At 40.8% G+C, this 25,820-nt stretch carries 24 protein-coding genes; 17 read left to right on the forward strand and 7 right to left on the reverse strand.

Going from position 1 to position 25,820, the window contains the following annotated elements:
- The first annotated feature begins 1,039 nt into the window (after positions 1-1,039).
- On the forward strand, positions 1,040-4,108 hold the full coding sequence (locus tag DV702_RS14455; protein ID WP_114925376.1) for an ATP-binding protein: 3,069 nt from the start codon (positions 1,040-1,042) through the stop codon (positions 4,106-4,108).
- A gap of 52 nt (positions 4,109-4,160) precedes the next feature.
- Positions 4,161-4,598, forward strand: coding sequence for a GatB/YqeY domain-containing protein (locus DV702_RS14460; RefSeq protein WP_114925377.1), 438 nt, complete (start codon positions 4,161-4,163; stop codon positions 4,596-4,598).
- A 355-nt stretch (positions 4,599-4,953) separates the two neighbouring features.
- On the opposite strand, the gene DV702_RS14465 is transcribed toward DV702_RS14460, so the two are convergent.
- A complete protein-coding gene (locus tag DV702_RS14465) occupies positions 4,954-5,556 on the reverse strand; it encodes a hypothetical protein (RefSeq protein WP_114925378.1) in 603 nt (200 codons plus the stop codon).
- Positions 5,557-5,876: 320 nt separating this feature from the next.
- On the opposite strand from DV702_RS14465, the gene DV702_RS14470 reads away from it, so the two are divergent.
- Positions 5,877-7,109, forward strand: coding sequence for an acyl-CoA dehydrogenase family protein (locus DV702_RS14470; protein WP_240315635.1), 1,233 nt, complete (start codon positions 5,877-5,879; stop codon positions 7,107-7,109).
- Positions 7,110-7,943: 834 nt separating this feature from the next.
- On the opposite strand, the gene DV702_RS14475 is transcribed toward DV702_RS14470, so the two are convergent.
- Both DV702_RS14475 and DV702_RS14480 read right to left on the reverse strand, forming a co-directional pair.
- Positions 7,944-9,461: an ABC transporter permease/substrate-binding protein gene (locus tag DV702_RS14475; RefSeq protein WP_114925379.1), complete on the reverse strand. Its 1,518-nt coding sequence runs from the start codon at positions 9,459-9,461 to the stop codon at positions 7,944-7,946.
- Complete coding sequence (locus DV702_RS14480; RefSeq protein WP_114925380.1) at positions 9,454-10,404, reverse strand: ABC transporter ATP-binding protein; 951 nt, start codon at positions 10,402-10,404, stop codon at positions 9,454-9,456. Before DV702_RS14480 ends, DV702_RS14475 begins: the two co-directional genes overlap by 8 nt.
- 142 nt (positions 10,405-10,546) lie before the next feature.
- On the opposite strand from DV702_RS14480, the gene DV702_RS14485 reads away from it, so the two are divergent.
- From DV702_RS14485 to DV702_RS14515, 6 genes are all read left to right on the forward strand, one after another.
- Entirely contained in the window at positions 10,547-11,578 is a 1,032-nt protein-coding gene (locus tag DV702_RS14485) for an ABC transporter permease (RefSeq protein WP_114925381.1), read from the forward strand.
- Position 11,579: 1 nt separating this feature from the next.
- Positions 11,580-12,257 (forward strand): ABC transporter ATP-binding protein, encoded by a 678-nt coding sequence (locus DV702_RS14490; RefSeq protein ID WP_114925382.1) that lies wholly within the window; start codon positions 11,580-11,582, stop codon positions 12,255-12,257.
- 434 nt (positions 12,258-12,691) lie between these two features.
- Positions 12,692-13,663, forward strand: coding sequence for a c-type cytochrome (locus DV702_RS17285; protein ID WP_114925383.1), 972 nt, complete (start codon positions 12,692-12,694; stop codon positions 13,661-13,663).
- Between the two features lie 1,438 nt (positions 13,664-15,101).
- On the forward strand, positions 15,102-15,731 hold the full coding sequence (locus DV702_RS14505) for an alpha/beta hydrolase (RefSeq protein ID WP_114925385.1): 630 nt from the start codon (positions 15,102-15,104) through the stop codon (positions 15,729-15,731).
- Positions 15,732-15,743: 12 nt separating this feature from the next.
- Positions 15,744-16,631 (forward strand): hypothetical protein, encoded by an 888-nt coding sequence (locus DV702_RS14510; protein WP_114925386.1) that lies wholly within the window; start codon positions 15,744-15,746, stop codon positions 16,629-16,631.
- On the forward strand, positions 16,624-17,193 hold the full coding sequence (locus DV702_RS14515) for a hypothetical protein (RefSeq protein ID WP_114925387.1): 570 nt from the start codon (positions 16,624-16,626) through the stop codon (positions 17,191-17,193). Before DV702_RS14510 ends, DV702_RS14515 begins: the two co-directional genes overlap by 8 nt.
- A gap of 326 nt (positions 17,194-17,519) precedes the next feature.
- Here the strand turns inward: DV702_RS14515 and DV702_RS14520 are convergent, their stop codons facing one another.
- A complete protein-coding gene (locus DV702_RS14520) occupies positions 17,520-18,716 on the reverse strand; it encodes an IS256 family transposase (RefSeq protein ID WP_114925388.1) in 1,197 nt (398 codons plus the stop codon).
- A 182-nt stretch (positions 18,717-18,898) separates the two neighbouring features.
- Between DV702_RS14520 and DV702_RS14525 the strand changes: the two genes are divergently transcribed.
- From DV702_RS14525 to DV702_RS14565, 8 genes are all read left to right on the forward strand, one after another.
- Positions 18,899-19,243 carry a hypothetical protein gene (locus tag DV702_RS14525; RefSeq protein WP_114925389.1) on the forward strand — a complete coding sequence of 115 codons (345 nt, stop codon included), beginning with the start codon at positions 18,899-18,901 and terminating at the stop codon, positions 19,241-19,243.
- Between the two features lie 1,017 nt (positions 19,244-20,260).
- Positions 20,261-20,707, forward strand: coding sequence for a GNAT family N-acetyltransferase (locus tag DV702_RS14535; RefSeq protein ID WP_114925390.1), 447 nt, complete (start codon positions 20,261-20,263; stop codon positions 20,705-20,707).
- Between the two features lie 99 nt (positions 20,708-20,806).
- The gene (locus tag DV702_RS14540; protein ID WP_114925391.1) at positions 20,807-21,136 is read left to right on the forward strand and encodes a DUF3221 domain-containing protein; all 330 of its coding nucleotides are present in this window, start codon (positions 20,807-20,809) and stop codon (positions 21,134-21,136) included.
- 109 nt (positions 21,137-21,245) lie between these two features.
- The gene (locus DV702_RS14545) at positions 21,246-21,464 is read left to right on the forward strand and encodes a TIGR04104 family putative zinc finger protein (protein ID WP_114925392.1); all 219 of its coding nucleotides are present in this window, start codon (positions 21,246-21,248) and stop codon (positions 21,462-21,464) included.
- A gap of 86 nt (positions 21,465-21,550) precedes the next feature.
- Positions 21,551-21,685 (forward strand): LPXTG cell wall anchor domain-containing protein, encoded by a 135-nt coding sequence (locus DV702_RS14550; protein ID WP_114925393.1) that lies wholly within the window; start codon positions 21,551-21,553, stop codon positions 21,683-21,685.
- A gap of 108 nt (positions 21,686-21,793) precedes the next feature.
- Positions 21,794-22,594, forward strand: a complete 801-nt coding sequence (locus DV702_RS14555; RefSeq protein ID WP_114925394.1) for a hypothetical protein — start codon at positions 21,794-21,796, stop codon at positions 22,592-22,594.
- A gap of 214 nt (positions 22,595-22,808) precedes the next feature.
- Positions 22,809-23,243 carry an RNA polymerase sigma factor gene (locus DV702_RS14560; protein ID WP_371682713.1) on the forward strand — a complete coding sequence of 145 codons (435 nt, stop codon included), beginning with the start codon at positions 22,809-22,811 and terminating at the stop codon, positions 23,241-23,243.
- Entirely contained in the window at positions 23,233-23,991 is a 759-nt protein-coding gene (locus tag DV702_RS14565; protein WP_114925396.1) for a hypothetical protein, read from the forward strand. Before DV702_RS14560 ends, DV702_RS14565 begins: the two co-directional genes overlap by 11 nt.
- A gap of 157 nt (positions 23,992-24,148) precedes the next feature.
- Here DV702_RS14565 and DV702_RS14570 read toward each other — a convergent pair whose 3' ends face one another.
- The 3 genes from DV702_RS14570 to DV702_RS14580 form a co-directional block, all read right to left on the reverse strand.
- On the reverse strand, positions 24,149-25,057 hold the full coding sequence (locus tag DV702_RS14570) for an EamA family transporter (RefSeq protein WP_114925397.1): 909 nt from the start codon (positions 25,055-25,057) through the stop codon (positions 24,149-24,151).
- A 146-nt stretch (positions 25,058-25,203) separates the two neighbouring features.
- Positions 25,204-25,443, reverse strand: a complete 240-nt coding sequence (locus DV702_RS14575; RefSeq protein ID WP_114925398.1) for a hypothetical protein — start codon at positions 25,441-25,443, stop codon at positions 25,204-25,206.
- A gap of 15 nt (positions 25,444-25,458) precedes the next feature.
- Complete coding sequence (locus DV702_RS14580; protein WP_114925957.1) at positions 25,459-25,758, reverse strand: DUF3243 domain-containing protein; 300 nt, start codon at positions 25,756-25,758, stop codon at positions 25,459-25,461.
- Between the last annotated feature and the right edge of the window lie 62 nt (positions 25,759-25,820).

The raw sequence follows: 25,820 nt of genomic DNA on the forward strand, positions 1-25,820 counted from the left end.
GTTTATAGACATGTCGAAAAACTCCTCGGGTAGATAAGGGATTGTAACCTTATGCTATCGTAGGAGTTACTTAGTAAAAAGTGTAAACGAGTCCAGAGGTTTCGTCAATTAAGAGAGAAACGATCCAATCCTATAGATTCACTTGTTCATTTAGTTAAAAGCAATTTTGACGGTGGCGATTGGATAGAGTGACGCTGACTTAGAGAGTCTTGCGGCTTGCGCTTCCAGACGATACGCTTTCCGGAGGGGACGCGGTGGACCGTCAAGCGCTGCGAGTTACACCTGTCAAATGCAAAGATGTGCTCCTTCTCGCTGCGCTTCACTCGCAAAAGCCGTCCTTCGCAACGGCTTTTCCTGATCCTCCCGGAGTCGATCGTCTGTAAGCTCCAAGCCGTACTTTGTGTGTGCAAGACAGTTTGATCACTCTTTGAATGTGGTGAAAGACCAACTAAATAGACTTGTCTGATACCATGCGATCGTTTTTGAAGTTAAAAAGCGGTGAAGTGTTACTAGCTACTATGACTGTTTCGATGGACTGAGTGGAAAAAAGCAATGACTCTATATGCATTCAGTCAGGCAATCCAAAGCTCCACCCATACTGTCCAGAAAGCGGAACTTACCACACTCTATTTCTGGACGAACACAAACTGTCTTCCCGACACAACCTCAAGGATTCTCCCGGAAGAACCGGCGACTCCTGGAGGATCAGTGTGAAAGCCGTTGCGAAGGACGGCTTTTGCGAGTGAAGCGAAGCGAAAAGGAGCACATCTTTGCGTGTACAGGTGTAATCGCCACGCACTTCTGGCGAGTCCGCCGCGCCCCCTCAGGAAAGCGTCCGGTTCTGTAGGGAGAATCCTAACACGCACACTCACTTTCTGCACCAAGGAAGTAGAGTCACTTACCCCGCTCTAACTTTTGAACGAACCCCAACTGACTCGCGGACACGACCTCTAATCACGTATTGTTCTTTATGTACTAGTACGATAAAGTAATTTTATCGGATGTTACTAAAACTATTTCAATAAAAGGAGCTGCTACTATGGACAAACGAATGCTGTCAAAAAAGAAGATCGTCCTTACTGTCAGTCTTTTTATTGCTGCGTTAACTATAGTGAGAGTGTGTTGGTTGAACTATTTTGAGGCTCCTGAACATATCAAAGTAGAAAAAGGATTTCTTGATTTAAGTGACTGGAATATAACAGATAAGCAAACTTTTTCTTTAGATGGAGATTGGGAATTTTACCCTGGTCAATTCATTCAACCATCTACTATAGATGAATGGAAACAACAATCGAATAAAAAATTTATACAGGTGCCATCCGATTGGACAGATGTACTGTCTTCAGATGAACAGCAAAGTGTTTATGGCTATGGAACGTACAGACTCCGTTTGCTGTTGCCAGCGGATGCTCATTCTCTTTATGGTTTGCGTTTCAAAGAAGTAAATTCTGCAGCTACGGTCTATGTAAATGGTAAACAAGTAGTGTCATATAATAATCCAAATCAACTAGGGGAGGTAGGGGCTACTCAACGAGGACCTTTCTACGGTCTGTTTCCTTATACCGAGCAGCACCTAGACATCATAGTGCATGTTTCTAACTATGACTCTTTCAGACAAGGCGGAATTGCGCAATCCGTTGTGATAGGTTCTGGACAAGGTATTATAAAAGAATCAGACCAATCTATTACATTACAGTTAGTCGTTGGAATTATTTATTTTTTACATAGTATTTACGCTTTTTTTATTTACTACACGAACAAGAAAGTAAAGCAGAAAGCATTTTTCTTTTACGGGTTATTGTTATTGAGCACTGCCTTTACTATTTTATTAGACGATGATGTAGTCATTCAGTTGCCGGTAAGCTTTCATATCTCACATCACTTATTGTGGATAGGTTTTATGAGCAACTTACTTCTCATGCCAATTATTATTACCTATTTGTTTACTATAAAAAGTACCTTCATTCGCTATTTAATTGGGTTTTATATAGCTTTAGTTGGAGTGTTTATCATTATACCGTATGAAAAAACGCTATATATTATGGTGTTTGTCGCGATATTTTATTTATTCTCCTTACTGTTTCTACTGTATCATACAAATCGAGTATTAAAGAAAGGATATGACGAAGCAATATTTATTTTACTTTGGATTGCTAGTTATACATCTAATATTGCTTGGGGAGTCGCTATTCAAAGTGGAGGAATTAATATTCCGTATTATCCATTCGACTATCTCGTCTCACTCGTAGTGATTGTTGTTCTATTATTTAAACAACATCAGAAAGTGGTGTTGCTTAATGAACAGCAGGCAGCGAAACTTCAGGCGGCAGATCAACAGAAAGACGTGTTCCTTGCTAATACTTCACATGAGCTTAGGAATCCCCTACACGGCATTATTACGATCGCGCAAACTCTCTTACAAGATCGGGATGACAAGTTACTTAAGGAAAATCGTCATAGTTTGGAGTTGTTAGTCAGTGTCGGACAGCGGATGACGCTACTGCTAAATGATTTGCTAGATGTAAAACGTCTCAAAGAAGGAATTATTCGTTTGGATAGAAAGAGTGTACGAATTCAAGGAGTTGCTTTAGGTGTACTCGATTTGATGCGTTATGTAATAGATGGAAAAAATATTAAGTTGCAGATGAATATTGCAGATGATTTTCCTGCGGTGTATGCAGATGAAAACAGACTCGTACAAATTTTATTCAATCTAATTGAGAATGCTACGAAGTTTACAAATGAAGGGACGATCGCAGTAGATGCAAGTATTCAGAAAGGGTTGGCTAGCGTCTCTGTTACAGATACGGGGATAGGTTTAAAAGCAGAGATGATCAATACACTATTCGAGCCGTATGGACAGCTACATGAACATACGGTATCAAATGGTGGGATTGGACTAGGGCTAGTCATTTGTAAAGAACTTGTAGAACTACATGGTGGGCTTATCTCTGCAGCTTCTACTCGCGGAAAAGGAACGACATTTACGTTTACATTACCATTAGCTAACGGAAAAGAACATACCGAACCGGAGCGGAGTGAAGTACTATTTGTGCACACTGACGAGAAAATACAATTACAAGAACAGCTACAAACGTGCAACGCAAATAAAAATAGGATATTACTAGTAGATGATGATCCGGTGAATCTTCGAGTAGTGTGTGCGCTATTGGAATCAAAATATGTGGTGACTACAGCTATGAGCGGGAAAGAAGCATTGGAGCAAGTGAGAACTCACGAATGGGATTTAGTTATTTCAGACGTCATGATGCCTGTCATGTCTGGTTATGAGTTATCCCAACATATTCGAAAATTATATACGATATCCGAACTGCCGATTTTACTGTTGACCGCGCGTAGCCAACCACAAGATATTTTTATGGGTTTTCAGGCAGGAACGAATGATTACGTTTCAAAACCGGTAGATGCTATAGAATTGCAAGCGCGTGTAGAAGGGTTGATTGAATTAAAACAATCAGTTCATGAACAATTACGACTAGAAGCCGCTTGGTTGCAAGCACAAATCCAGCCGCATTTTCTATTTAATACATTAAACACGATTGCTGCCTTGGCAGAAATCGATCCGAAACGAATGTTGAAGTTGCTTGAAGAATTCGCAAGCTATTTGCAAAAGAGTTTTAATGTCTTGAATACATCTTCTTTAGTACCGTTAGAAAATGAATTGCAGCTGACGCGTTCTTATGTGTATATTGAGCAAGAACGTTTTGGAGACCGGCTGCAAGTAGAGTGGGACATTGACACGGAAGCTATTGACGTGCCACCGTTGTCTCTTCAGCCATTGGTGGAAAATGCGATTCGTCACGGTGTTCTCAAACGTATAGAGGGAGGAACTGTGTGTGTTCGTGTAAAGCAATATGCACAATACGTTGAACTCTCGATTATAGATAATGGTGTAGGGATGGCGCGTGAAAAAGTAGATGCGCTCTTAAGTGACCAGTTATCAAGTGAAGAACGGGGAATTGGTATTTCCAATACGAATCGTCGCTGTAAACAATTATTCGGCAAAGGTCTTAGTATCGTCAGTGAAGAAGGGAGAGGGACAACGATTTCTTTTCAAATTCCTCTTCAATTGAAAAAAAGCGACTGAACGTACAGTTTTTTGTATACTAGTAGTAACACATTAGAAATGAGGGATTACAATGTCAGAGTTGAAAAGCCGTTTAATGGCAGATATCAAAACAGCGATGAAAGAAAAAGACACGATGAAGAAAGGCGTCATCAACTTATTGCGCGCAGGTCTGCAAAACGAAGAGTTAGAATTGAAGCGCGAGTTAACGCCTGAAGAGGAGATTAAAATCGTTCAGCGTGAATTGAAGCAGACGAAGCAATCGCTCGAAGAAGGGCAAAAGGCAGATCGCGAGGATATCGTAGAAGCTGAAAAGGCGAAGATTGCCATTGTTGAATCCTATTTACCTAAACAGATGAACGTGGACGAAGTGAAAGAATTGATTGCTTCCCTAGGTGTTTCAAAAGATACGCCAATGGGGCAGGCGATTGGTGCTGTGATGAAAGAAGTGGCGGGACGCGCTGAAGGAAAAACTGTGTCTCAGGCTGTAAAGGAGTATTTGCAAAGCTGAATAGACGTAGAAGTGGGCTGTCCAGAAAGTCAGTAGTGTCTGATTTTCTGTGATGGTCTTTTTTTGTGGAATCCAATTGTTTGTTGGTTGGTTCTTTTGAGAGGTTGTAACTTCAAGTTCGCTTCACTATACTCTTCAGCTTTCAGAAGGAGATAGGTTCAATCATTGGATTGTTATTTCTAGATAGTTGAGATTGGACGGATGAAATGAAAGTTTTTATTTCACTGTAGTATAGGAGTGAGAAAAGGTGCTGATTAATCTTTACGATAGACGACTATAAAATAAAAGAGACAGAGGAAAACGAATGGTTTTTCTCTGCTTAGTTTACGTTAACGAATCATTGGATCGCTCTTTTTTATTTTTCAAATGAGACGCGTAGTAAATACACTACGTCATGTTCTTTTAACTCATCTAAGTAATTTTCTTTTTGTTCGTAAAAATCTTGTGAAAATCCACTTGTTGGTTTTCCTGAAGTCGTATCCGTATAAATGACTCCGGCCAGCAACATATTGTCTGACAGTGTCACGCCCTCGAGTGGTGTTGTTCCCCAAAGCGTTGCCATGTGATCCAATGAGGCTAGCTTTTCTTGATTGTTGATGCGTACTGTACCGTCAGCGTCACGAATACTGGCTGATAGTAATAACTGTTGATCTAGTGTTTGTGAGATCGTAAAGACGATACTGCCTTTTGTTGATTCTCCAGGTAGTGGGCTCGACAAGTCATTGACAGGATCTTCAACCTTTTTTCCCTTTTCGTATTTTTCTACCCAGAGGGAAAGTTCAGTGTAGTTTTGATCGGTTGTAAAATCGAAAACAAATGCTTTATCGGCAGCTGTTTCGAGAATTTGTGTTTCACGTTCTGATAACTCAGGAATCGTAAGTTTGTTTGTGTCAGTTGCTGTACATGCGCCAAGAAGTGATAAACAACTTATAAGTAGTGCGTATACGATCTTTTTCATCACGTAAGCCCCCTTTATGTATCTTTAATTATAACAGTTTACGGAATGGTCTGACATATCGAAGAAATTATTTAGCCCAAAAAATATTGAATATGAAAGGATTGCAGTATATCTTCTAGAGTAAAAAAGGTTGAGATTTCATTTGAACAGTACAAATTAATTATAAAAATCTATATAAAATAACTTAAAAATAAAGTGAAATAATAATTAATGTTAAAAGTAAACTTTACTATTATATAAAATATGGTAGAGTAGAAAGAGTACTGCCGGCTTACTATATTACAAAAAGCTTGGCAAATCGATAAAATGGAGTGGTAGTTTTGGTTAAAAGTGCTGTAATGGAAAAAGAAAAACAACAAACAGGAATTATGCAAATTCCCGAATGGTGGACTTGTCCAGAAGGCCATGAAGAATTACAGAAAGCTGCACATGCGTTGGGAGAAAAAGAATTACTTCCTCGTGCACTCATTTCAGATCAACAGAGTAAATATCCTCGTGAAAGTTTACGTGAAGTTGCGAAAGCTGGCTATTCAGCTGTCACCATCCCTGTTGAGGCGGGTGGTCTTAAAGATGGATTTACAGCGTTTGCGGTTCTCGCGGAAAGTTTTGCGCACTATTGTCCATCCACGACTATGTGTTGGGTTATGCATATGACAACAGCTCATACAATTTATGAGGCTGGTACAGAGGAGCAACGTCAGCGTTTGCTTCCGCGTTTACGTGCTGGTCAGGTAGGCGGTTTGGCATTTAGTGAAAGAGCGACTGGCGGACACTTCTGGAATGTCGGAAGTAAAGCGAAACGTCATGGCAACGGTTATTTACTGGATGCTGAAAAATCATTCGTTACAAGTGGTGGGGAAGCAGACTTCTATTTAGTTGCTACGACTTCATCTGAAACAGAAGATGTAGATAATTTGATGTTCTTATTAGTGGATAACGACCAACCAGGTGTAGAAGCATTCCCGTTCGATGCAATGGGATTGCGTGGAAATGCGAGTGGACCGATGAATTTCAAAGATGTGCTAGTATCCACAAACAATCGTATCGGTGGCGAAGGTGGCATGGGCTACTTCAATGATAACACCATTGATCCGTTATTTTTATTAGGCTCAGCCGCTTGTTGGGTAGGCATCGCGCAAGGTGCTCTGAATATGGCTACGGAAGGTGCGAAAAAGCGTGTTCATGCGGATACAGGATCTTCGGTGGCAGGTTACCAAGTGATCCGTCATGAGTTGGCTAAGGCGCAGATTAAAGTAGATAGTGCACGTAGTTTACTTTATCGTACGGCTGAGGCGATGGATCGTTGCAATAAAGAAGGAAAAGAGCTATCTGAATGTTTGTATCCGTTATGGCAGTTAAAAACACATGCGGCAGATATGGTTGTTGATGTGACGAATGCTGCGTTGCAAGTGTCGGGCGGTCGTGGGTATATGACGGGTCAGGTAGAGAAGTTTGTGCGTGATGGACGTGCGGGTGCTATTATGGGGCCGACGAATGAGATATTGCGCGAGTGGATCGGTCGTACGATGATCGAAGTTCCTTGGATGGATTAATCAGGCGCTTATGAAATGAATGAAGTGTGTAATAGATAATTAGGACTGTCCAGAAAGTCGGTATTATTCGACTTTCTGTGGCGGTCCTTTTTTTGTGGAAGTGAGTTGTTTATTTGTTGTTCTCTTTAGTGGGGAACTGCCAACGATAGGAATTTGGTTTCTGGATCGTTGGATTTCAACGGATGAGTGAGGGAGAAACGTAGGGAATGTCGTTACGTTGCGTTCCAGCCGGACGCGTTCAGGAGGGGTCGCGGTGGACCATACCACTTCGCGTTGCTTCGTCGGATGTTCCACCTGTCGACCTGATCCTCCGTGAGTCGCCGGCTTCCACTACACTGCACTCTTTGCTGTTCCTAATAGAGTGAGGGTGTTGCCAACCATTTGGGTATGGGTTCTAGATCGTTGGAATTCAACGGATGAGTGAGGGAGAAAAATAGGGAATGTCGTTTCGTTGCGTTACAGCCGGACGCGTTCAGGAGGGGGCGCGGTGGACCATACCACTTCGCGTTGCTTCGTCGGATGTTCCACCTATCGACCTGATCCTCCGTGAGTCGCCGGCTTCCACTTCACTTCACTCTTTACAGTTCTCCGATAGTGTGAGGGGTTTGCCAACCATTGACTTGTCGTTTCTAGATAGTTTGATTTCAACGTATGAGTGAAGAGGGGGTGCGTAGGAAATGTTGTTTTCTCTAGTGGAATGTAGCTATGTTAAATGTGCATAATAAAACCAGGCAATGAAAAACGATAGGTTTTTCATTGCCTCGTTCCGATGGAGTGATGAAAATCATAGTCTTCCAAATAATTTTGTTAGCTTCGAAGATGTTCTACGCAATGTTACTTCAATAAGTTTTGCTCTCGTAAGAAAGCTTCTGCTACTGCTTCTGCTTTTTCACCTTCTGCATTTACTTGATAGTTCATTTCGCGCATTTCTGCGTCTGTTACTAACCCAGCTAGGGAGTTGAGTGCTTTTGTTAGTTCGGGATATTTCTCCAACGTTTCTTTGCGTACTAGGGGAGCTCCTTGGTATGGCGGGAATAGCTCTTTATCGTCTTCTAGTACGGTCATGTCGTATTCTCGTAGTTCGCTGTCTGTTGAGTAGGCGTCCATTAAGTTAATTTCGCCGGATTCGATTGCTTGGTAGCGTAATTTCGGTTCCATCGTTTTGACGGAGGGAAGAGTGATATCGTAAAGTTTTTGGATGCCGAGGTATCCATCTTCACGGTCGTTAAATTCTAGAGTAAATCCTGCTTTGACTGCTTGAACTACCGATGCGAGATCTGATATCGTCTTCAATCCGTACTTTTCTTGGAATGGTTTAGAGACGGCGAGAGTGTATGTGTTGTTGAAAGACATAGGGGATAACAAGGCTAGATCGAATGTTTCATCTAATCCTTTTCTCGCTTGTTCATATACTTCTTCGCGGTCATTGCTGACGGCTTCTTCTTTTAGAAACTCTGAGATTGCTGTTCCTGTGAACTCTGGATACAAGTCAATGCTTCCTGACTGCAAGGCATTGAATACAAATGAAGTTTTACCAAGTCCCGGTTTTAATTCGACTGTCATATCGGTTTGGTCTTCGATTAATAATTTATACATATTGATAAGAATTTCTGGCTCTGCTCCTAGTTTTGCACCGATTACTAGACGGTCTTTGGACTGAGCACCAAGTAATGGGGCGGCAATCATTAAAATAGCGGCAATGACAAAAATAGTGAAGGCAGTAATCGCTTTTCTAAAAGAGAGACCTTCAAATAGTTTCAATAAAAAGTCAAAGAATAAGGCCAGTAAGGCAGCTGGAATGGCACCTAATACAATAAGTGAAGGATTATTGCGGTCAATTCCGAGTAAGATTAAATCTCCTAGCCCACCTGCACCGATTAATGCGGCAAGTGTAGCCGTTCCGATAATAAGAACCATGGAAGTTCGGATCCCAGCCATCATGACAGGCATCGCTAGTGGCAATTCCACTTTAACTAAACGTTTCCACGTATTCATCCCCATGGCGGTAGCTGCTTCTTTTAAAGAAGGATCGACTTCTTTGATGCCGGTGTATGTGTTGCGCAAAATTGGTAGTAGTGCATAAGCGACCAGTGCAATAATAGCAGGCACCTTTCCAATTCCAAATAAAGGAATTAGCAAGCCGAGTAATGCTAAAGAAGGGATTGTTTGCAGTACAGCGCTAGCTCCAATGACAGATTCCGCTATTTTGCGCCGATTGGTTAGATAAATCCCTAATGGAATGGCAATAAGTACCGCAAATAATAGAGCGATCAATGAAATCTGGATATGTTCAAATAAAGCGCTAAGCAACTGGCCGCGACGATCTTGAAAAACATTTATAAAATTATTCATTGCGCACCGTCCCTTCCAGTGACTGTTCTGCTAAAAAGCGTAAAATGCCTTCCCGCGTAACGAATCCTACGACATTATCTTCTTTTTTGACGGCTACTTTATCGGAAGTAGCTAATAATTGAACGAGTGGTCCCCAACCACTATCAATAGAAATTGCGAAAGAAGGCAGTTCTCCTTCAGGGACAGGTTCTAAATGATCTTCAATAGAGAAGGTGCGTGCCAGTGCGCTAGCTGTGAACTCCTGGACGAACTCGGAAGCGGGACGTGTCAAGATCTCTTGTGGAGTAGCTACTTGTTCTATTTTTCCTTCATTCATAATGCAGACGCGATCTCCTAGTTTGAAAGCTTCTTGTAAATCATGTGTTACGAAGACGATCGTTTTTTGAATGCGTCGTTGCAATTCCAATAGATCATCTTGCAGTTTTACTCGACTAATCGGATCGAGTGCGCTGAATGGTTCGTCCATCAATAAAATTTCTGGATCAGCAGCCAGTGCGCGTACAACACCTACCCGTTGTTGTTGCCCACCTGACAATTCATGTGGTTTGCGGTGGCGGTAGACGGCGGGATCGAGACCGACCAGTTCGAGTAATTCTGTTACCCGTTCGCGTATTCGTTTTTTCTTCCATCCGACAAGTTCTGGCACGACCGCAATGTTCTCTTCAATCGTCATATGGGGAAATAATGCGATTTGTTGCAAGACATAGCCGATTTGCCAACGAAGTTTGTCGATTGGATAATCGCTTATTCGTTTTCCATCTAACCAAATGGTCCCTTTCGTTAACGGAATTAAGCGATTGATCATTTTCAGTGTTGTTGTTTTTCCACATCCACTCGGTCCTACCAATACAAGAAATTCCCCTCGTTTTATTTCTAAATCTACTGATTCAACGACAATACGAGACATATCATAACTTTTTGAAACTTCCTCAAACCGAATCATTCCATCACCCCTTCATGGTCTTAAACGTAAATAATCTTCGTATGTAAAACATAACTTCATCACTTGTAATACCCTGTTCATCCTCCGTTAATCTTCACGAGGTAAACTAAAAACATAAAGAAAACACACGGAGGCGATACAGATGAAAATCGCATGGAAAGAAATGAAAAAAAGCAAAGCGAAATTCCTCATACTAGGCTCAATTATATTTCTAGTTAGCTTTCTAACGTTTATCATTTCAGGTCTTGCAAACGGGCTTTCTCAAGACAATGCAGCGCTTATAAAAGATTTACCGCAAGGACAATTTTATTTAGATAAAAGTGCCAATGAAAAGTATAATTTATCGAAATTAGATGAAGACGTGCAAAAACAAATACTTATAGACAACCCAGACGCTACAGCATTTTCTATTCAGATGGGGTTCGTGAATGACGCGGAAGACAAACAACATAGTATTGCATTTGTTGCGTCTACAGAGTCGGATCTATTTCCAGTAGTAGAAAAAGGCGAAATTGTTTTAGATAGTTCACTACAAGACGAAGGTCTTGAGGTAGGCGATGTATTGACGAATAACCAATTCAGTGGTGAATTCGTTGTGAAAGGATTTGTGGATCAGCAAAAGTATAGTCATGCTCCTGTCGCGTTTATCAATACGACGAACTATCAAGAAATTTATCGTGTTATGGAAATGCAGACGATTTTTATTCCAGGTAAAGACACACCGACGTTGAGTGCGCTTGATTCGTTTTCAAACAAAGAGTTTCTCAATACAATTCCTAGCTATAGTGCGGAACAATTGTCATTGAATATGATCGTTTGGTTCTTGGTAGTCATTAGCGGCATGTTGTTTGCTATATTCTTCTACATGATGAATGTCCAAAAAATCGGTCTGTACGGAATTTTGAAAGCAATTGGTATGAAAACATTATCGTTATTTAAAATGATTTGGTATCAGATGATGGTCATTACGATTATTTCTTTAGCTTTATCTATTGCATTGAGCCAAGGTTTCAATTTCATCGCGCCAGAAGGAATGCCGTTCCACTTAACGATGGATACAGTCTTACTGTTGTCAGGTGTTTTCCTAGTTGTCGGGTTCGTCGGTGCCACTATTTCAGGTTTCCAGATCAAAAAAATAGAACCGCTTCAAGCGATTCAACAAGGAGAGATGTAATATGTCTACCTTTACTATTGATGAAGTGAAAAAGGTGTTCACAAACGGAGAAATTGAAGAGGAAATATTAAAAGGTGTCAATTTATCGTTGAAAGAAGGAGAAATCACTGCACTTGTCGGTCCTTCAGGTTCAGGCAAGTCGACCATTTTAACAATTGCTGCAGGATTACAAAGAGCATCAGGTGGAGAGATTTTATTTGAAGGGAAGGACATGACGAAAATGAGCCAAGAAGAAATTCGTCAAATACGTGCGACGGACTTTGGCTTCGTTTTCCAGTCATCTCATCTAGTACCTTTTCTAACGGTAAAAGAACAATTGCAGTTAATGCTTGATGTGTCAGAGACGAAAAGCACTAAAAAATCACAGTCGAAAGATATAGAAGAAATATTGAAGCTAGTTGATATGTATCATCGGAAAGATGCGTATCCTTCTTCTCTTTCAGGGGGAGAACGCCAACGAGTTGCGATTGCACGAGCGATCATTCACCGTCCGAAAATCCTTTTTGCAGATGAACCGACCGCTAGTTTAGATACAAAGCGTTCAAAAGGTGTGATGGAATTACTTCAGGAACTTACAAAAACATTGAAGTTAACGACATTAATGGTCACGCATGATGAGGAAATGCTACCATATGCTGATCGGATTATTACGATGCGAGATGGTTATATAGTAGAGTGAGGAATATTCTGTTAGATTGGATAGCTATGCCGACAATTGAATAGTTACAAAAACCATTGATACTAGTCAACTCTTGCGAAGAGTGCACTAGTTTCAGTGGTTTTTTTGCTAGGCAAGTGAATGATATTGTAGTCTACCATCTGCTTGATTTCTCGTAAAACTCTGTCACCTGTGCAAGCTTACTACTTACAGAAATAGGGTATATGAGAGTAACAACAAAACCCAAACGTGCGATAAATTACTTAACTCTGACTATGAGTCATTGTTTGTTTTTTTGTCACATAGTCTTTTCGGGTTGTGGAATACTTATACGAGTGTGTTTAGCGTAGATATTGCCAATTTTGAGTAAAAAATTGGATAGACTGCCAACAGCCTTTATGGTAAGTTAGAAGTGTGAACTATATATACAACTTTAGAAAAAAGGAGGAGTACACATGAAACGAACAACGACATTAGTCTTAGGCTTTATCGTCGTGGTCTGTTTGGTCGTCATAGGGTTTATGGGCAATCAGATTCGCGTCAATAAAGATCAAGCATCAGAAACTCCTGAAGTAGAAGCACCGAAAGAAGAAGTAGCTAGTATTCAACACAACCCGCCATCTATGGACGATGTGCCAGATGGGCCTGAAGGGGAAGCGATTAAACGAGGATTCGCTTTATTCGATGACACATCTAACGTATTACGTTCTGAGGCCGCCTCTGTAGAAGACGGTATTGCACGTGTGAATGAATTGTCTTGTACAAGCTGTCACGCAGGTGCTGGAACTGACGAAGGCGTATCTTCTATGGTTGGTATGTCTGCAGTGTATCCAATGTATATTGGCAGATCAGGACAAATGGTCACATTGGAAGAGCGTATTAACGGTTGTATGGTCAGAAGTATGGACGGTCAGAAGTTCGCAGATGATGATGAAGATTTAGATGCAATGGTAGCGTACTTGACATACATTTCGAAAGGGATTCCAGTAGGTGCTGAGTTGGATTGGCGCCATAAGAACTCTATTGACGATCTTCCAGTTCCGAATGTAGGCAATGGGGAAGAGTTGTACCAACAGTCATGTATTGCTTGTCACGGTGAAAATGGAGAAGGTATAGGTGCAAATACCGGGCCTAAACTATGGGGCGAAGGATCATTTAATGATGGTGCAGGAATCGCTCGTATGACGAAAATGGCAGGATATATTCAAAACAACATGCCTGTAGGTCAAGAAGGTACGATTGATGATCAGGAAGCTAGTGACTTGGCTGCGTATATCCTATCAAAAGATCGTCCGGAGTGGAAAAACCATGACAAAGACTGGCCAAATGGCGGTCGTCCGAATGATACGATGACGAAAGAACGTCGTGATCAAGTAAAAGATGGTACGATCAATTGGGAAGAAGTATTAGCTAAACCAGAAAAGTAATAATCGATCGACAGACGTCTGCTACTTCATGTGGCAGGCGTTTTTTTCTATGGTAAACTATAGAAACAAGCTTATTGATTATCCAAAGAAAGGAATTGGCATTTGGAAGTGAGGTGCTTTTGACAAGTAGTTGTAGAGGTTGTGTTCGTCCAGAAGCTAGAGTGGCTCCAGTGCGGTGCAGAAAATGGGTGTACGTGTTAGGATTCTCCCTACAGAACCGGACGCTTTCCTGAGGGGGCGCGGCGGACTCGCCAGAAGTGCGTTGGCGATTACGCCTGTCACCCTGATCCTCCAGGAGTCGCCGGTTCTTCCGGGAGAATCCTTGAGGTTTTGTCGGCAAGTCAGTTATTGTTCGTCCAGAAATTGGAGCAGGGGAAGTGACTTCTTCTTTGGTGGTGCAGAAAAAGAGTATACGTGTTAGGATTCTCCCTACAGAACCGGACGCTTTCCTGAGGGCACGCGGCGGACTCGCCAGAAGTTCTTTGGCGATTACGCCTGTCAAATGCAAAGATGTGCTCCTTCTCGCTGCGCTTCACTCGCAAAAGCCGTCCTTCGCAACGGCTCTTGCTGATCCTCCAGGAGTCGCCGGTTCTTCCGGGAGAATCCTTGACTTTGTATTCGTAAGTCAGTTGGTGTTCGTCCAGAAATTAAGTATGGTATGTTCCGCTTCCTGAACAGTGTGGGTGAAGCTTTGGATTGCCTGAGTGAATGCATATAGAGTCATAGCTGTTTCCACTCAGTTCGTCGAAACAGTCATAGTAGCTAGCAACACGTCACCGCTTTTTAACTTCAAAAACGGTCGCATTGTATTAGACAAGTCTAATTAGTGGGTCTTTCACCACCTACAAAGAGTGATCAAACTGTCTTGCACACACTAAGTACGGCTGAAGCTGGAAGACGATCGACTCCGGGAGGATCAGGGTGACAGGTGTAACTCGCAACGCACTTTTGCGAGGTCCACCGCGCCCCCTCCGGAAAGCGTATCGTCTGGAAGCGCAAGCCGCATGACATTCTAAGTTAGCCTTTCTCCATCTAAAAAACGAGTATAAAGTACCTGACAAGCCCACGTAGTCTTCACTACCTACAAAGAGTGATCAACCTGTCTTGCACACACTAAGTTCGACTGGAGCTGGAAGACGATCGACTCCGGGAGGATCAAGGGTGACAGGTGTAATTCGCAATGCACTTTTGCGAGGTCCACCGCGTCCCCACCGGAAAGCGTAACGCCCTCCAGCGCAAGCCGTAAGACACTTTAAGTCAGCCTTACTCCATCTAATAAACGAACATGAAGTAGCAGACAAGCCCACGTAGTCTTTCACCCCATCCAACGGCCATAGTTAAAATCGTTTTACACTAAATGAACGAGAGAATTATATATAATACTGTTAATCAACAAGCTTACTATTAGAAATATAGAACAGAAAAGGGGAGAAGAGTTATGCAATCACCATTTACATTTACACACTCTGCACCAACGAAAGAGACTGGAAAGCAACCAGCGTTATTTTTACTTCATGGAATGGGGAGTCATGAAGGAGATTTACCACAATTAGTTCAAGACTTTACAGAAAGTCATCACATATTCAGTTTGCGCGGGCCGGTTGTCCAAGCACCTGGTTATGCGTTCTTCACGATAGAAGAAGAAGGCAAGCCGGAACGTCAAGTATTTGATAAAGTTCTCGTTTATATTCAGTCATTTATCCGAGAAGCAATTCAAGAATATAACTTGGATTCAGAACGCTTAATAGTTATCGGTTTTAGCCAAGGAGCTGTACTTGCTCAGGCGCTAGGACTGACTCTGATTCCCTCACTTCAAGGTGTTGTGGCATTAAGTGGTTATGTACCAGAATTCGTCAAGAATGAATATGCAAAGCAATCGGTAGAGAACCAACATGTTTTCATATCACACGGTGACTACGATTATGTGATTTCTCCTCAATCTGGAGTAGAAAGTAAAGAGTACTTTGAATCATTAGGGGCGAATGTCACATTTAACACGTATCCGGATGGACATGGTGTAACACCGGAGAACCAACGTGATTTAACAGCGTTTTTACATTCTCTATAAGGAGCTGACTATATGAAAGTGCAACCTTTCTGGGGAATCATGCTAATCATCGGCATCGTTTGGATTAGTAATTATATGTACGCTTATAGTCAAAAGCTTGATCAGCCAGTTTTTTTGAACCATTACATTGATTACCACTTATCGGAGGAACAGTATACTCCATTTTATTTTCTAACAAATAAAGAAGATTCTTCGTTTATTCAAGTAGTGGAAGTAGGCGATATTCGTGGATACCCTGATCGTTTTGGTGAGCATAATGGGATTGAAACGATAGAGCAATTTGGACGCTATTCTTTGAAAAGAGTAATGATTCGGTTCGACGAAGAAGCAGTGGACACTTTAACGGAACCAGTACGTTTTGATAAAATGAATGTGTATTTTTCCGAGCAAAGCGAAACGATTTATCCGATAGGGCAAATAGTATTCCATCCGTTACGGGAAGAATATAGACCGTTTACGACTAGCTCCGTTTCTGGAGGAAATCATACGGAATCTCGCCTCACTGTAGATGAAGAGTTAGTGATCGATTCTGTAAACACCTCATTTGATGAGTTGCTGGATGAGCGCTTGATGATTAAATTGTCTAGCGCTTCACTAAACAAAGAGAAGTCTAACAAAGTACTGTCGAGTAATGAAGAGTGGAATCAGACGAAAGGAATCGATCGTCGTGACGTAGAGCTTCCACTTGTTTTGGATAAAGGGGACTATCTAACTGTTAAAAGTTATGCTGAACCTTCTTTACATGCTGTACTTATGATAGCTATTGAAATAAAAGGTACAACGAAAGCGGGCGCTCCTTTCACTGCGAAGGAAGGCTATGTGCAATTCGAACCATCGATCAACAAACAGCAAGTGGAGCGACTGATTAAGCAGAGAACGGAGGCAGACGCGAATGAATAAAGCATTCCGTTTACTGTTTTGGGGATATGTATTTGTGTTTTTTCGTGTCCATGTGTACATTGATTTACTGGCAGCGCCAATTGGTTATTATATGATTTATTCGGGCGCAAGAATCATGTCTCAACAAATTCATGAAACGAAAAAAGTCGAACTTGTAGCATTCATAGGTGTGTTGATCTCGGTACCTGGTGTATTTGTAAATTTATCGGAAGTTTCCAGTGGCGGCTGGATGTTGTATGCGGAAGGATTGTTCGTCTGGAAAATAATCGTTGTGTATTATCTTTTTGCTACATGGAAGACCGCAATTCAACAAGTAGGTTTTGCGCGTGTACGAAGCAGAGTTCAGTTGACATATATGTGGTATATGGGAATTCACTTTCTGATGTTACTCGTGACAGCGTTCTCGCTGAACATCGGAGGAGATTATTGGACGATTTTGTATAGTACAGTAAGCGTGCTAGTCGTACTAATAGATATTGCTTTACTTATTCTGATCGCTTCATTACGTCGAATAGATTGGCGAGCTGCTAAAGAAAACGTCATTCATATACCTGTTGATTAAGCATATTGTGTATAATTCACTCATTGATTTATTTGAAAGCGTGAAAAGGATTTGCAAGACTTACGAGATACGGACTTATTAGTAGTTTGCAATAAAGATGAACTTATGGAAATAGTGGAGGAGTATAAGGATTATTTATTAAACCCAAATGATCCTAATTTGAATTACTAGGTACTGTCAATAATTTTGTGTAAATGACTTTTCAACCTCTCAAGGTAGATGATCACCTTCGTATTCAAATAGATTTGTTCGAAGTGTTGATTTGGGTGTCTAGGAAAGGGCTAGCCCTTTCCTAGACACCCAAATTTCGCGCTGGCACGTCCCGGTTAGGTTGTCGGTTCATGTAGCTGCTCAAACATCTCTTCCAACTCTGCACGTGCCTGATTGAAGCCGATGTGGCAACGTGAGGCGAAACGTAGATTGTAGTCCTCGAACTGCGTCACTAAAAAGCGTTCTAGTGATTCTTCATTTGGGAACTGTTCCTTGCGCTTTGTATATTTTTTGATTTGCTTATTGAACGACTCAATTAAATTGGTCGAGTAGATGCTTCGCCAAATTGCTTTTGGAAACTGATAAAACGTCAGTAAATACGAGTTATTTAGTAAGCCTTGTGTAACTTTTTTGTACGATTTTCTCCATTTCTCGCAGAACTGCCTAAGTGCTAGCTCAGCTGCTTTGGCGTCCTTTGCCTGGTGAATCGTTTTAAAATCTTCGCAGACTTCCTTGCGATCCTCTACGCGTACTTTATGCATAATATTGCGACCAACATGAACTAAACAGACTTGATATTTTGCTTTTGGAAACACAGTGAAAACAGCTTCTGCCATGCCTTTTAAGCCGTCTGATACGAATAATAAGACGTCTTCTACACCACGGTCTTTCAGCTCTTCTAGTAGCTCTTGCCAGTTGTAAGCAGACTCGGTTGGGGCAATCGTGTAAGCGAGTACCTCTTTAGAGCCGTCTTCCCGAATACCAACAGCGATATAGACGGCTTCTTTAGACACCGTATCACGACGCATGGCAATATACGTCGCATCTAAATACACGCATACGTAACGATTATGCAACGAACGGTTGTTGAATGCATCGACTGTTTCTGAAACCGCTTTTGTCATATTCGAAATCGTTTGAGGCGTATAGTGATGGCCATACATTTTTTCGATTAACTGGGCAATTTCAGCCATCGTAATGCCTTTTTTAAACAGGTGAATCACCGTATCTTCAAGCGTATCATTCGAACGCTTATACGGAGCTACGGTCTGTTGTTTGAACTCACCATTGCGATCACGTGGAATTTGAATGGCTAAATCGCCGTACTCCTTGTGAAGCGTACGCGAATAAGACCCATTGCGTGAGTTGCCTGAATTAAAGCCCATACGGTCATATTTTTCATAATCTAGAAATTCCGTTAACTCTGTCACAAGTAGCGAGTTGATCGCCATTTCCAAGTGCGAACGAAAAACCTCGGTAATATCTTGTTTTTTTACTAGTGCATCGATAATTTCTGTTGTAAACTGATTCATAGGGAAGACCTCTTTTCTAGGATTGGTTGTGGTGACTTAATTCTATCAAGAAAAGGTCTTCCTTTTTACATGGAATTTTTCATTTACACAAAATATTTTATACTCTCAATTACTATCAATTAGTTCACATTTTTGAACAAAAGGGTATATAATAAAAGTAATCAAGAAAGGTGGTGTTTTGCATGGTAACAGTATATCAGCTTGAACAAGAGCTGTTAAGAGAAAAACAGTCGTTAAAAGCCACGACAACTTATCGTCAACAAACGGCAGAATTATCTTTACAAGTATTGAAAACGGTGCAAGATACAGCACCATTTTTCAATAGAACGGATGCACAAAAAGTAGTATCAGCTGTATTAAGATCAGCCAATAAACATCGCCAATTAGACGTAGCCAAGATGCTACACGTGCTATTTGTACAAATGAACAATCACGAAAATTATTCGGCAGAATTTCAACATAAACTTGCTGCACGAAAACGCAATCGTGGTCGAGTATCGCTAATTTTTACTAAAAAGACTGAATGAGAGAAGGTTGATCTGATTTGCTAGATTAGCCTTCTTTTTATATAAATTAGTGAGTGCATGTACGCAACCCAATTCATTCTGGGTTTAGGATGGCTCCTAATGCCCGTCTGGTGTATTGTGTTTTGTTTGAATTTAGTTTCTATAGTAAAAAAGGTAAAACATGAAGAAAAAACGGCTGTCAACACTGTCTGGCTAATTATATCGTTTACGATTATTATGTGGACCACTGCGTCACAGTCAATAGTTTTTGGATTAGTTGAATAAATAGCTCACTTTTGAAAAGTTGTCCGGATAATGATCGGAATGTGTACCAATTTTTGTACATAACATAACTAGTACCTATGAAACTTTTACTAGTGATTTTACTTGTAGGATTCTTCAGTTGTCGTATTCAAGTAGATGAGTCTCCAAAGTCGAGTTTCTGGAGCCAATTTGCACTTGCTTCTTATCTCCTGATGTTACTCGTTGTTTTACTTTACTTGGTGGGATTTCACAAGTAGGCATATCGTTATTTAACCCTATTGTTTGGATTATGTTAGTCATTAGCGTTTTTGATATTCTAATAAGGACAATTGACCTTGATAAGCATGAATCTCATCTATAAACTTCATTTGTATTTCTACTTTTCCCTTTGTAAGGGGACGCCCCGCAATACATGATCTCACTTTAAGATTATAATCCTTCGCAAAAGCAGCGAATCGACTGTTTACTTTCCCAGGGCTATTCTCTCTTCACGGTACATCCATAATAGTTTTTGGGTTATCAGTTACAATCTCCTTTTTCTCCATCGCTCGTTTCAAAGGGGATATTCTCTTTCCAGTCATGCTTGACTAGCACTCAAACTCCATCCATTCCAGATTGCACTCCAATAAAATCGTCTGTTAATTCATAAAATATGTTACAATAACTTTAAAGTGGGCTTGTTCCGTTAACGGGCCAGATTGTATTAATTGAATGTGTTAAATCGTAAAATTTTACGGTTTTCTGAAATGAGTAAGTCGAAGGAGAGCTTTAAGAATGATTAGTTGGAATATAAGAAAAGCAGATTTAAATGATGCTGGTGAACTTCAGAAATGCATGCATAAAGCTTATTTAAAGTATTCGGATAGGATAAATATTAAAACTCTACCTCCAATGAATGTAAATTATAAGGATGAAATAGCATCTTTTCCGGTTTGGATTGTTGAGTTTAATAATCAAATAATCGCTGGATTAGTATTAGTATTTGAAGAAGATTATGCATCACTTGCTAACATTGCTATAGATCCTGACTTTCAAGCTAAAGGGTTAGGAAAGTTTTTGCTGAAATTTGCAGAACAAGAGACTAGGAGTAAAGGATATACAGAGATGAAATTGGCTACTCATGTTTTATTCACTGAAAATGTATTGTTTTATAATAAACAAGGGTGGATTCTCGTAGATCAAGATGAAACTAAGGTATATATGAAAAAATATTTGAAATGAGATTTTCACAATCGGGCGCGTTTGTGAAAGTGATTTATGGCAATTCTATAGGCGGGTCATATTGATGTACTTAGGTTGAATAAAAAAGGAGTGAATTGCGTGAAGCTGTGGAATGACGCTGTTTTTAAAAAAAGTTTTGTTTTTCTATTCCTATTATGTTTTCTTTTAGTAGCTTGCAGTAACGAAGGTGAAGAAGCTAAAGGCGAAATGGATATAAAGGGAAATATTGTAGAAATAGATAGCTCTGAAAATAGTATCTTGGTTGAGGATGATCAAAAAGGTTTAACCTGGGTAGCACTGCATGAAAATGGAGATATCAAAGATTATGAAGAAGGACAAGAAGTTGCAGTATGGGTAGATGGTGGAATAGACACTTCTTCACCTGCTTCTACAAAAGCATTAAATATTGAAATCATAAATCCGAAATAATGATAGTTCCATTCCGAAATCGGGCGCGTTTGTGTAAAAAGAATCGTGCCCATACCGCAATCGGTACATTTTCTGAATATAGGGTAACGAAGAAGAGGAGGAGATAATCATGCCACGTTGCACTAACTGTAATTACAAATGGAATGCCAAAGACATAATCGCTTTTGGATTTTCAAAGAAGGGAAAAGACTGTCCCAATTGTGGTGACAGACAATACATCTCTGCTGAATCGCAGAGGTTATTAACTTTGGGATGGTTAAGTCTACTATTTGTTCCGTTTATTATTTCTAAAATTAAATTAAGTGGAAAAGATGAACCCCTTTGGTAATTCCATAAATGAGCGCAATTGTGTAAAAAGAATCGTGCCCATACCGCAATCGGGCCAGATTATTTAAAACTAGGTGGTGATTAACCATGTACGAACTAAAGGATTCTTATTTTGTCATCTTTGATACGCAATCAATGGTTATAGGCGGGGTTGCCATTGCATTAGCAGTGATTGGATTTTTCTTTTTTAGAAATAAAAGAAGAAAAAATCATAGTCAATGAATTTACCGCTAACGGGCGCGTTAACGGAATAAGGATTTTCCACAAACCAACCAAACTATGTAACATATACAATAGTCTGTCGTCTACTCTTATAAAAGGAGGGATTCTGTGAAAAAGGTGTGCATTATTCTATTCATGGGACTCCTGCTAGTCTTGGCGGCTTGTACAGAAGAGAGTAGTGAGAATCCTGCAGAAATTACGGATGGCGTGGAGATCCCGGCCATTCAATTACCTGCACAGACAACTACTGCTGACATGGTAGGGTTAATCGTGTACAACGGGAAAATTTATACCCAAACGAGTGCGGTGATCCGTGCGCAAGAGGCAAAAGCGTTGCTGGGCGACAAACTGGGCACTACGAAAGGAACGATTGATGAATGGAGTGCCCAAGAGGAATTTGCTAAAGAGCTCGCTTCCACAATTGGAGAAATGGATGTCTATTCTGTAAAAGGATATGACAAGAACTTTAGGATCATGGCTTATCAAGAACAAAACAATATTCCCTATGCAGAATTTTATGAACATCTTAACGGAATTACGATACGCAGTGGGGAAGATATTTTTGGGAAATTGCATTTGGTAGGGAATGTAGCTTCAGCGCGATGGAGAACGTTTAGTGAGCGGGATCACGACATGGATCGCTACCATAAAATTTCAGATGAAAAGACAGTGAATGCATTTTTGGAAGAACTGAAAGATACTAAGCCCTTTCCTCGCAAACAGCAGTCGGATCCTCTGAATATGTCAAGAAATGATGAGGAATTCAGGGAACTGACGTTGCAACTGCTAGACGGTTCCACTGTGACACTTATTGTTCTGAAAGGCGGCTACATTTACTACGGCTTGACAGATGTCTACTTTGAGATGAATGAACAGGTGTTTTCAGAAATATGGAACCAACTAAAATGAATAGACTTATGCACGTTACGTATAATCGTCCGTTTCATGGGCGATTATTTTTTTAGGTAAAAATTAGACTAATTAGTGTGGTAGTTTGTCTAATACATAGAAGACGAAAAAGAAAGGGGGAATTCCAATCATTGCAGTAGTGAAAAAAGCTCGAAAAGGCGATGACAAAGCATTTCTTCAACTTTTTCAGCAATATGAAACAGATGTCTACCGTATGGCATATGTATATGTGAAAAACCCGGACGATGCGCTGGATGTTGTACAGGAAGTGGCCTATCAAGCATTCAAGAAAATTCATACACTGAGACAACCGGCTTATTTCAAAACATGGCTACTGAAAATTACGATGAATTGCGCAACGAATGTCGTCAGAAGAAATAAAAAAGTAATCCAGTGGGAACCGCAATACGAAGAGACGATCGCACCAGAAAGTGAAGACATTCCTCTTCACTTGACATTACAAGACTTAATGGAAGGATTGGAAGAAGTCGAAAAAAGCGTCGTGTTGCTGAAGTTTTACGAGCAATATACGTTTAAGGAAATAGCAGACGCATTGGACATGCCGCTTGGAACTGCAAAATCCATTTTGTACCGTTCCCTGCAGAAACTGCGCAAACAATGTAAGGAGAATGATCGTTATGAACAATAACATACAAAAGGAACTACAGAAACTGGAAATTCCAAATACATTGCATGAAAGATCCAGACGAGGTGTGGAAATGGCCAAGGCGGAGCGTGATAAGTTACGGAAACCTGCTCTGCACCGCCGCAAACAGTGGATTTCATTCGCCTGTGCATTTGTTGTTGTGCTGTCGATTATATTCGGAGGTTTCTATTTCACTGGTACCCCTGATCACGCAGCAAACTTTACGATTACGGCCTATGCATCGAATGACGAGGGAAACCAATCGCATGCGAATCTCTCACCAGAAAAAGCCACATTTGAATTGGCAACGGCAGATAGACTGGATGGCGGTCTCGTAAGTATCAGTGGGGGCGGAGCGAATTTACTGTTCACGGATGTGTCGTTGCAGATTACGGGAGAACAAATTGATACAGTAATGTTTACTATGAATGAAGGCAAGTTTGTAGAAGATGTTACATTATCTGCTAAAGAGCGTGCGGACAGTGACTGGCTCGTAGCGCAAAAGATCAATTTCATCACGACGGCGCCTGACTCAGAAACATCTCAAGCGATAAAGGAAATCGGTTCATCTTATACTGTTTCTTATGATAAACAGGAAAACTATACACTTGCCATTCCCCATGACGGCACTGGTGCAATTGCGGAGGATATACGCATCAAAGTGACGGTCACCTACGCAGACGGCCGCACCGAAGAACAAACGATTGCTGTCACTCAAGTAGCGGATGCCATCTCCCTTCATCTTATGTAACGAAAGAGCGTGCAGTGTAGCGCTCTTTTTTTTGTCTGAATGTGTAACGATTCGTCAGACAATCTTGTGATATGGCTAGTGTAAGAAAAGGTACAAAAGAGGTGCGAATAGTTAAGAATGGTGAAAAGGATATTCTTCATTCGATACTACAGGAAATTTAGCTCTTGTCTTTCCTCAACCGTTGTTTCGTTTTCCATGCAAATCGGTTTAGCATCGCAGGTAATGTCATGCCGAATAACACTAAGAAAATACCAACGAATTGTAATCCAGTCAGATGCTCGCCAAGCAACAGCATCGATGCCATAATCGCTACAGGAAGTTCTACCGCGCTTAAAATAGACGAAATCCCCGCCCCTACTTTTGGAACTCCTACAGAAAACAGGAAAATCGGTAGGACAATGCCGAACACTCCGAGAATTAACCCGTACCACCATAATCCCTCGCCTAATTTTCCGTTCCAGACGATTTCGGGAGATTGCAAAAATGTAATGACAATAGAAGCATAAAAAGACATAAGCAATAATCTAGTAACAACGCTCATGCCCGCTACCGGCTTTTGATTGGCCATGACGAAAGCCGCAAAACTGAATGCTGCCGCTATTCCCCACGCCCATCCTTGCCAAGGAATCCCACTAATATCCGCGTCGATTAAGCCGGCTGCCAAAATAGTGCCGCCAAATAAAAACAGTAAAGACACGACCTCCGACTTCTTCGGCAAACGACGAGTCGCTACACACTCATACAACATACCAATCCAAGTAAATTGAAAAAGTAAGACAACTGCTAATGAAGCAGGCATATATTCGACTGATTTGCCGTATACTGTTCCTGTAATCGCAGTGAATAGTCCTGCCATCATTACAGGAAAGCTGCCCTTAAATTTAGGTACTCCGCGATGTACGATGACATAAATGAGTAGAGCTAAAAGAAAACCTGTATAATATTGACTCGTTACAGCTTCGGATGCTGTAAATCCGTCTGTAATCGCTAACTTTATAATAGTTGATAAAATACCATAGCTCGCAGCACCTATAACGATGAGGAGTGGGTACATCCATACTTTCATCGTTCATCCTCCATTCCTGTCGGGTAATAGTATAGCATGGAACTATCTTGTCGATGGAAGGAATATTTCCCGGGGAATATTGACATCTATCGTCAAACATGAGGAAAAGTCGTACAGTGGGATACTGTACGACTTTATATGTGATTCTATCTAGGAGCGCCGTAATCCGTTGACGGAGTTCCGCCACTGTAACGAGGGGAGTGGTTATGCTTTTCTTTTTTGAGGTCTTGCCGTTGATCAGGAAGGGAAATGGCATCAACGGTCTGCATATCTTCGTGTAAATCGAACAAACTAACCGTATTCGTATGCAAATTTTCAGGATGCGTTTGGATTAACCGATACGTATTGGGATTCTTTTCGGGACAGGGATTTCCTTTAAACACCATATAGCATTCCTCCTATTATGCTTGACGAACCATTTTTAGTAACATATGTGCAAGTGAATGTTGTTCTTCTTTGGATCCTGAATCCCATAATTCTTGTAATAAATACTGCTCTCGATTTCGAGGTTCCTCATGGCGGGATAAATAATTTGCAATAAACTCTGTTGTTTTTGCAAGTTGTTCATCGCTTAATCCTAGGTTTTCACCTTTTTCTACTTTTTCCGCAAGAAATCCTTTAAAGTTATTGAAGTTTTGTAAAATTTGTTCCTTTTTGTCCTCACCCATTTTTGATATTTCAGATTCTACTTTGTTTTTCATTTCCACTCCACAGCACTCCTTTTCACTTGATACCTTTAGAGTGTGCAAGAAGAAAAAAACTA

The sequence above is a fragment of the Sporosarcina sp. PTS2304 genome, from assembly GCF_003351785.1.
Classification (GTDB): Bacteria; Bacillota; Bacilli; order Bacillales_A; family Planococcaceae; genus Sporosarcina.

What these genes read in the sequence shown, in the direction of transcription:
- DV702_RS14455 (WP_114925376.1), top strand. Translation starts at nt 1,040, where the DNA reads ATGGACAAACGAATGCTGTCAAAAAAGAAGATCGTCCTTACTGTCAGT.
- DV702_RS14460 (WP_114925377.1), top strand. Translation starts at nt 4,161, where the DNA reads ATGTCAGAGTTGAAAAGCCGTTTAATGGCAGATATCAAAACAGCGATG.
- DV702_RS14465 (WP_114925378.1), bottom strand. Translation starts at nt 5,556, where the DNA reads ATGAAAAAGATCGTATACGCACTACTTATAAGTTGTTTATCACTTCTT.
- DV702_RS14475 (WP_114925379.1), bottom strand. Translation starts at nt 9,461, where the DNA reads ATGAATAATTTTATAAATGTTTTTCAAGATCGTCGCGGCCAGTTGCTT.
- DV702_RS14480 (WP_114925380.1), bottom strand. Translation starts at nt 10,404, where the DNA reads ATGATTCGGTTTGAGGAAGTTTCAAAAAGTTATGATATGTCTCGTATT.
- DV702_RS14485 (WP_114925381.1), top strand. Translation starts at nt 10,547, where the DNA reads ATGAAAATCGCATGGAAAGAAATGAAAAAAAGCAAAGCGAAATTCCTC.
- DV702_RS14490 (WP_114925382.1), top strand. Translation starts at nt 11,580, where the DNA reads ATGTCTACCTTTACTATTGATGAAGTGAAAAAGGTGTTCACAAACGGA.
- DV702_RS17285 (WP_114925383.1), top strand. Translation starts at nt 12,692, where the DNA reads ATGAAACGAACAACGACATTAGTCTTAGGCTTTATCGTCGTGGTCTGT.
- DV702_RS14505 (WP_114925385.1), top strand. Translation starts at nt 15,102, where the DNA reads ATGCAATCACCATTTACATTTACACACTCTGCACCAACGAAAGAGACT.
- DV702_RS14510 (WP_114925386.1), top strand. Translation starts at nt 15,744, where the DNA reads ATGAAAGTGCAACCTTTCTGGGGAATCATGCTAATCATCGGCATCGTT.
- DV702_RS14515 (WP_114925387.1), top strand. Translation starts at nt 16,624, where the DNA reads ATGAATAAAGCATTCCGTTTACTGTTTTGGGGATATGTATTTGTGTTT.
- DV702_RS14520 (WP_114925388.1), bottom strand. Translation starts at nt 18,716, where the DNA reads ATGAATCAGTTTACAACAGAAATTATCGATGCACTAGTAAAAAAACAA.
- DV702_RS14525 (WP_114925389.1), top strand. Translation starts at nt 18,899, where the DNA reads ATGGTAACAGTATATCAGCTTGAACAAGAGCTGTTAAGAGAAAAACAG.
- DV702_RS14535 (WP_114925390.1), top strand. Translation starts at nt 20,261, where the DNA reads ATGATTAGTTGGAATATAAGAAAAGCAGATTTAAATGATGCTGGTGAA.
- DV702_RS14545 (WP_114925392.1), top strand. Translation starts at nt 21,246, where the DNA reads ATGCCACGTTGCACTAACTGTAATTACAAATGGAATGCCAAAGACATA.
- DV702_RS14550 (WP_114925393.1), top strand. Translation starts at nt 21,551, where the DNA reads ATGTACGAACTAAAGGATTCTTATTTTGTCATCTTTGATACGCAATCA.
- DV702_RS14560 (WP_371682713.1), top strand. Translation starts at nt 22,809, where the DNA reads ATGGCATATGTATATGTGAAAAACCCGGACGATGCGCTGGATGTTGTA.
- DV702_RS14565 (WP_114925396.1), top strand. Translation starts at nt 23,233, where the DNA reads ATGAACAATAACATACAAAAGGAACTACAGAAACTGGAAATTCCAAAT.
- DV702_RS14570 (WP_114925397.1), bottom strand. Translation starts at nt 25,057, where the DNA reads ATGAAAGTATGGATGTACCCACTCCTCATCGTTATAGGTGCTGCGAGC.
- DV702_RS14575 (WP_114925398.1), bottom strand. Translation starts at nt 25,443, where the DNA reads ATGGTGTTTAAAGGAAATCCCTGTCCCGAAAAGAATCCCAATACGTAT.
- DV702_RS14580 (WP_114925957.1), bottom strand. Translation starts at nt 25,758, where the DNA reads ATGAAAAACAAAGTAGAATCTGAAATATCAAAAATGGGTGAGGACAAA.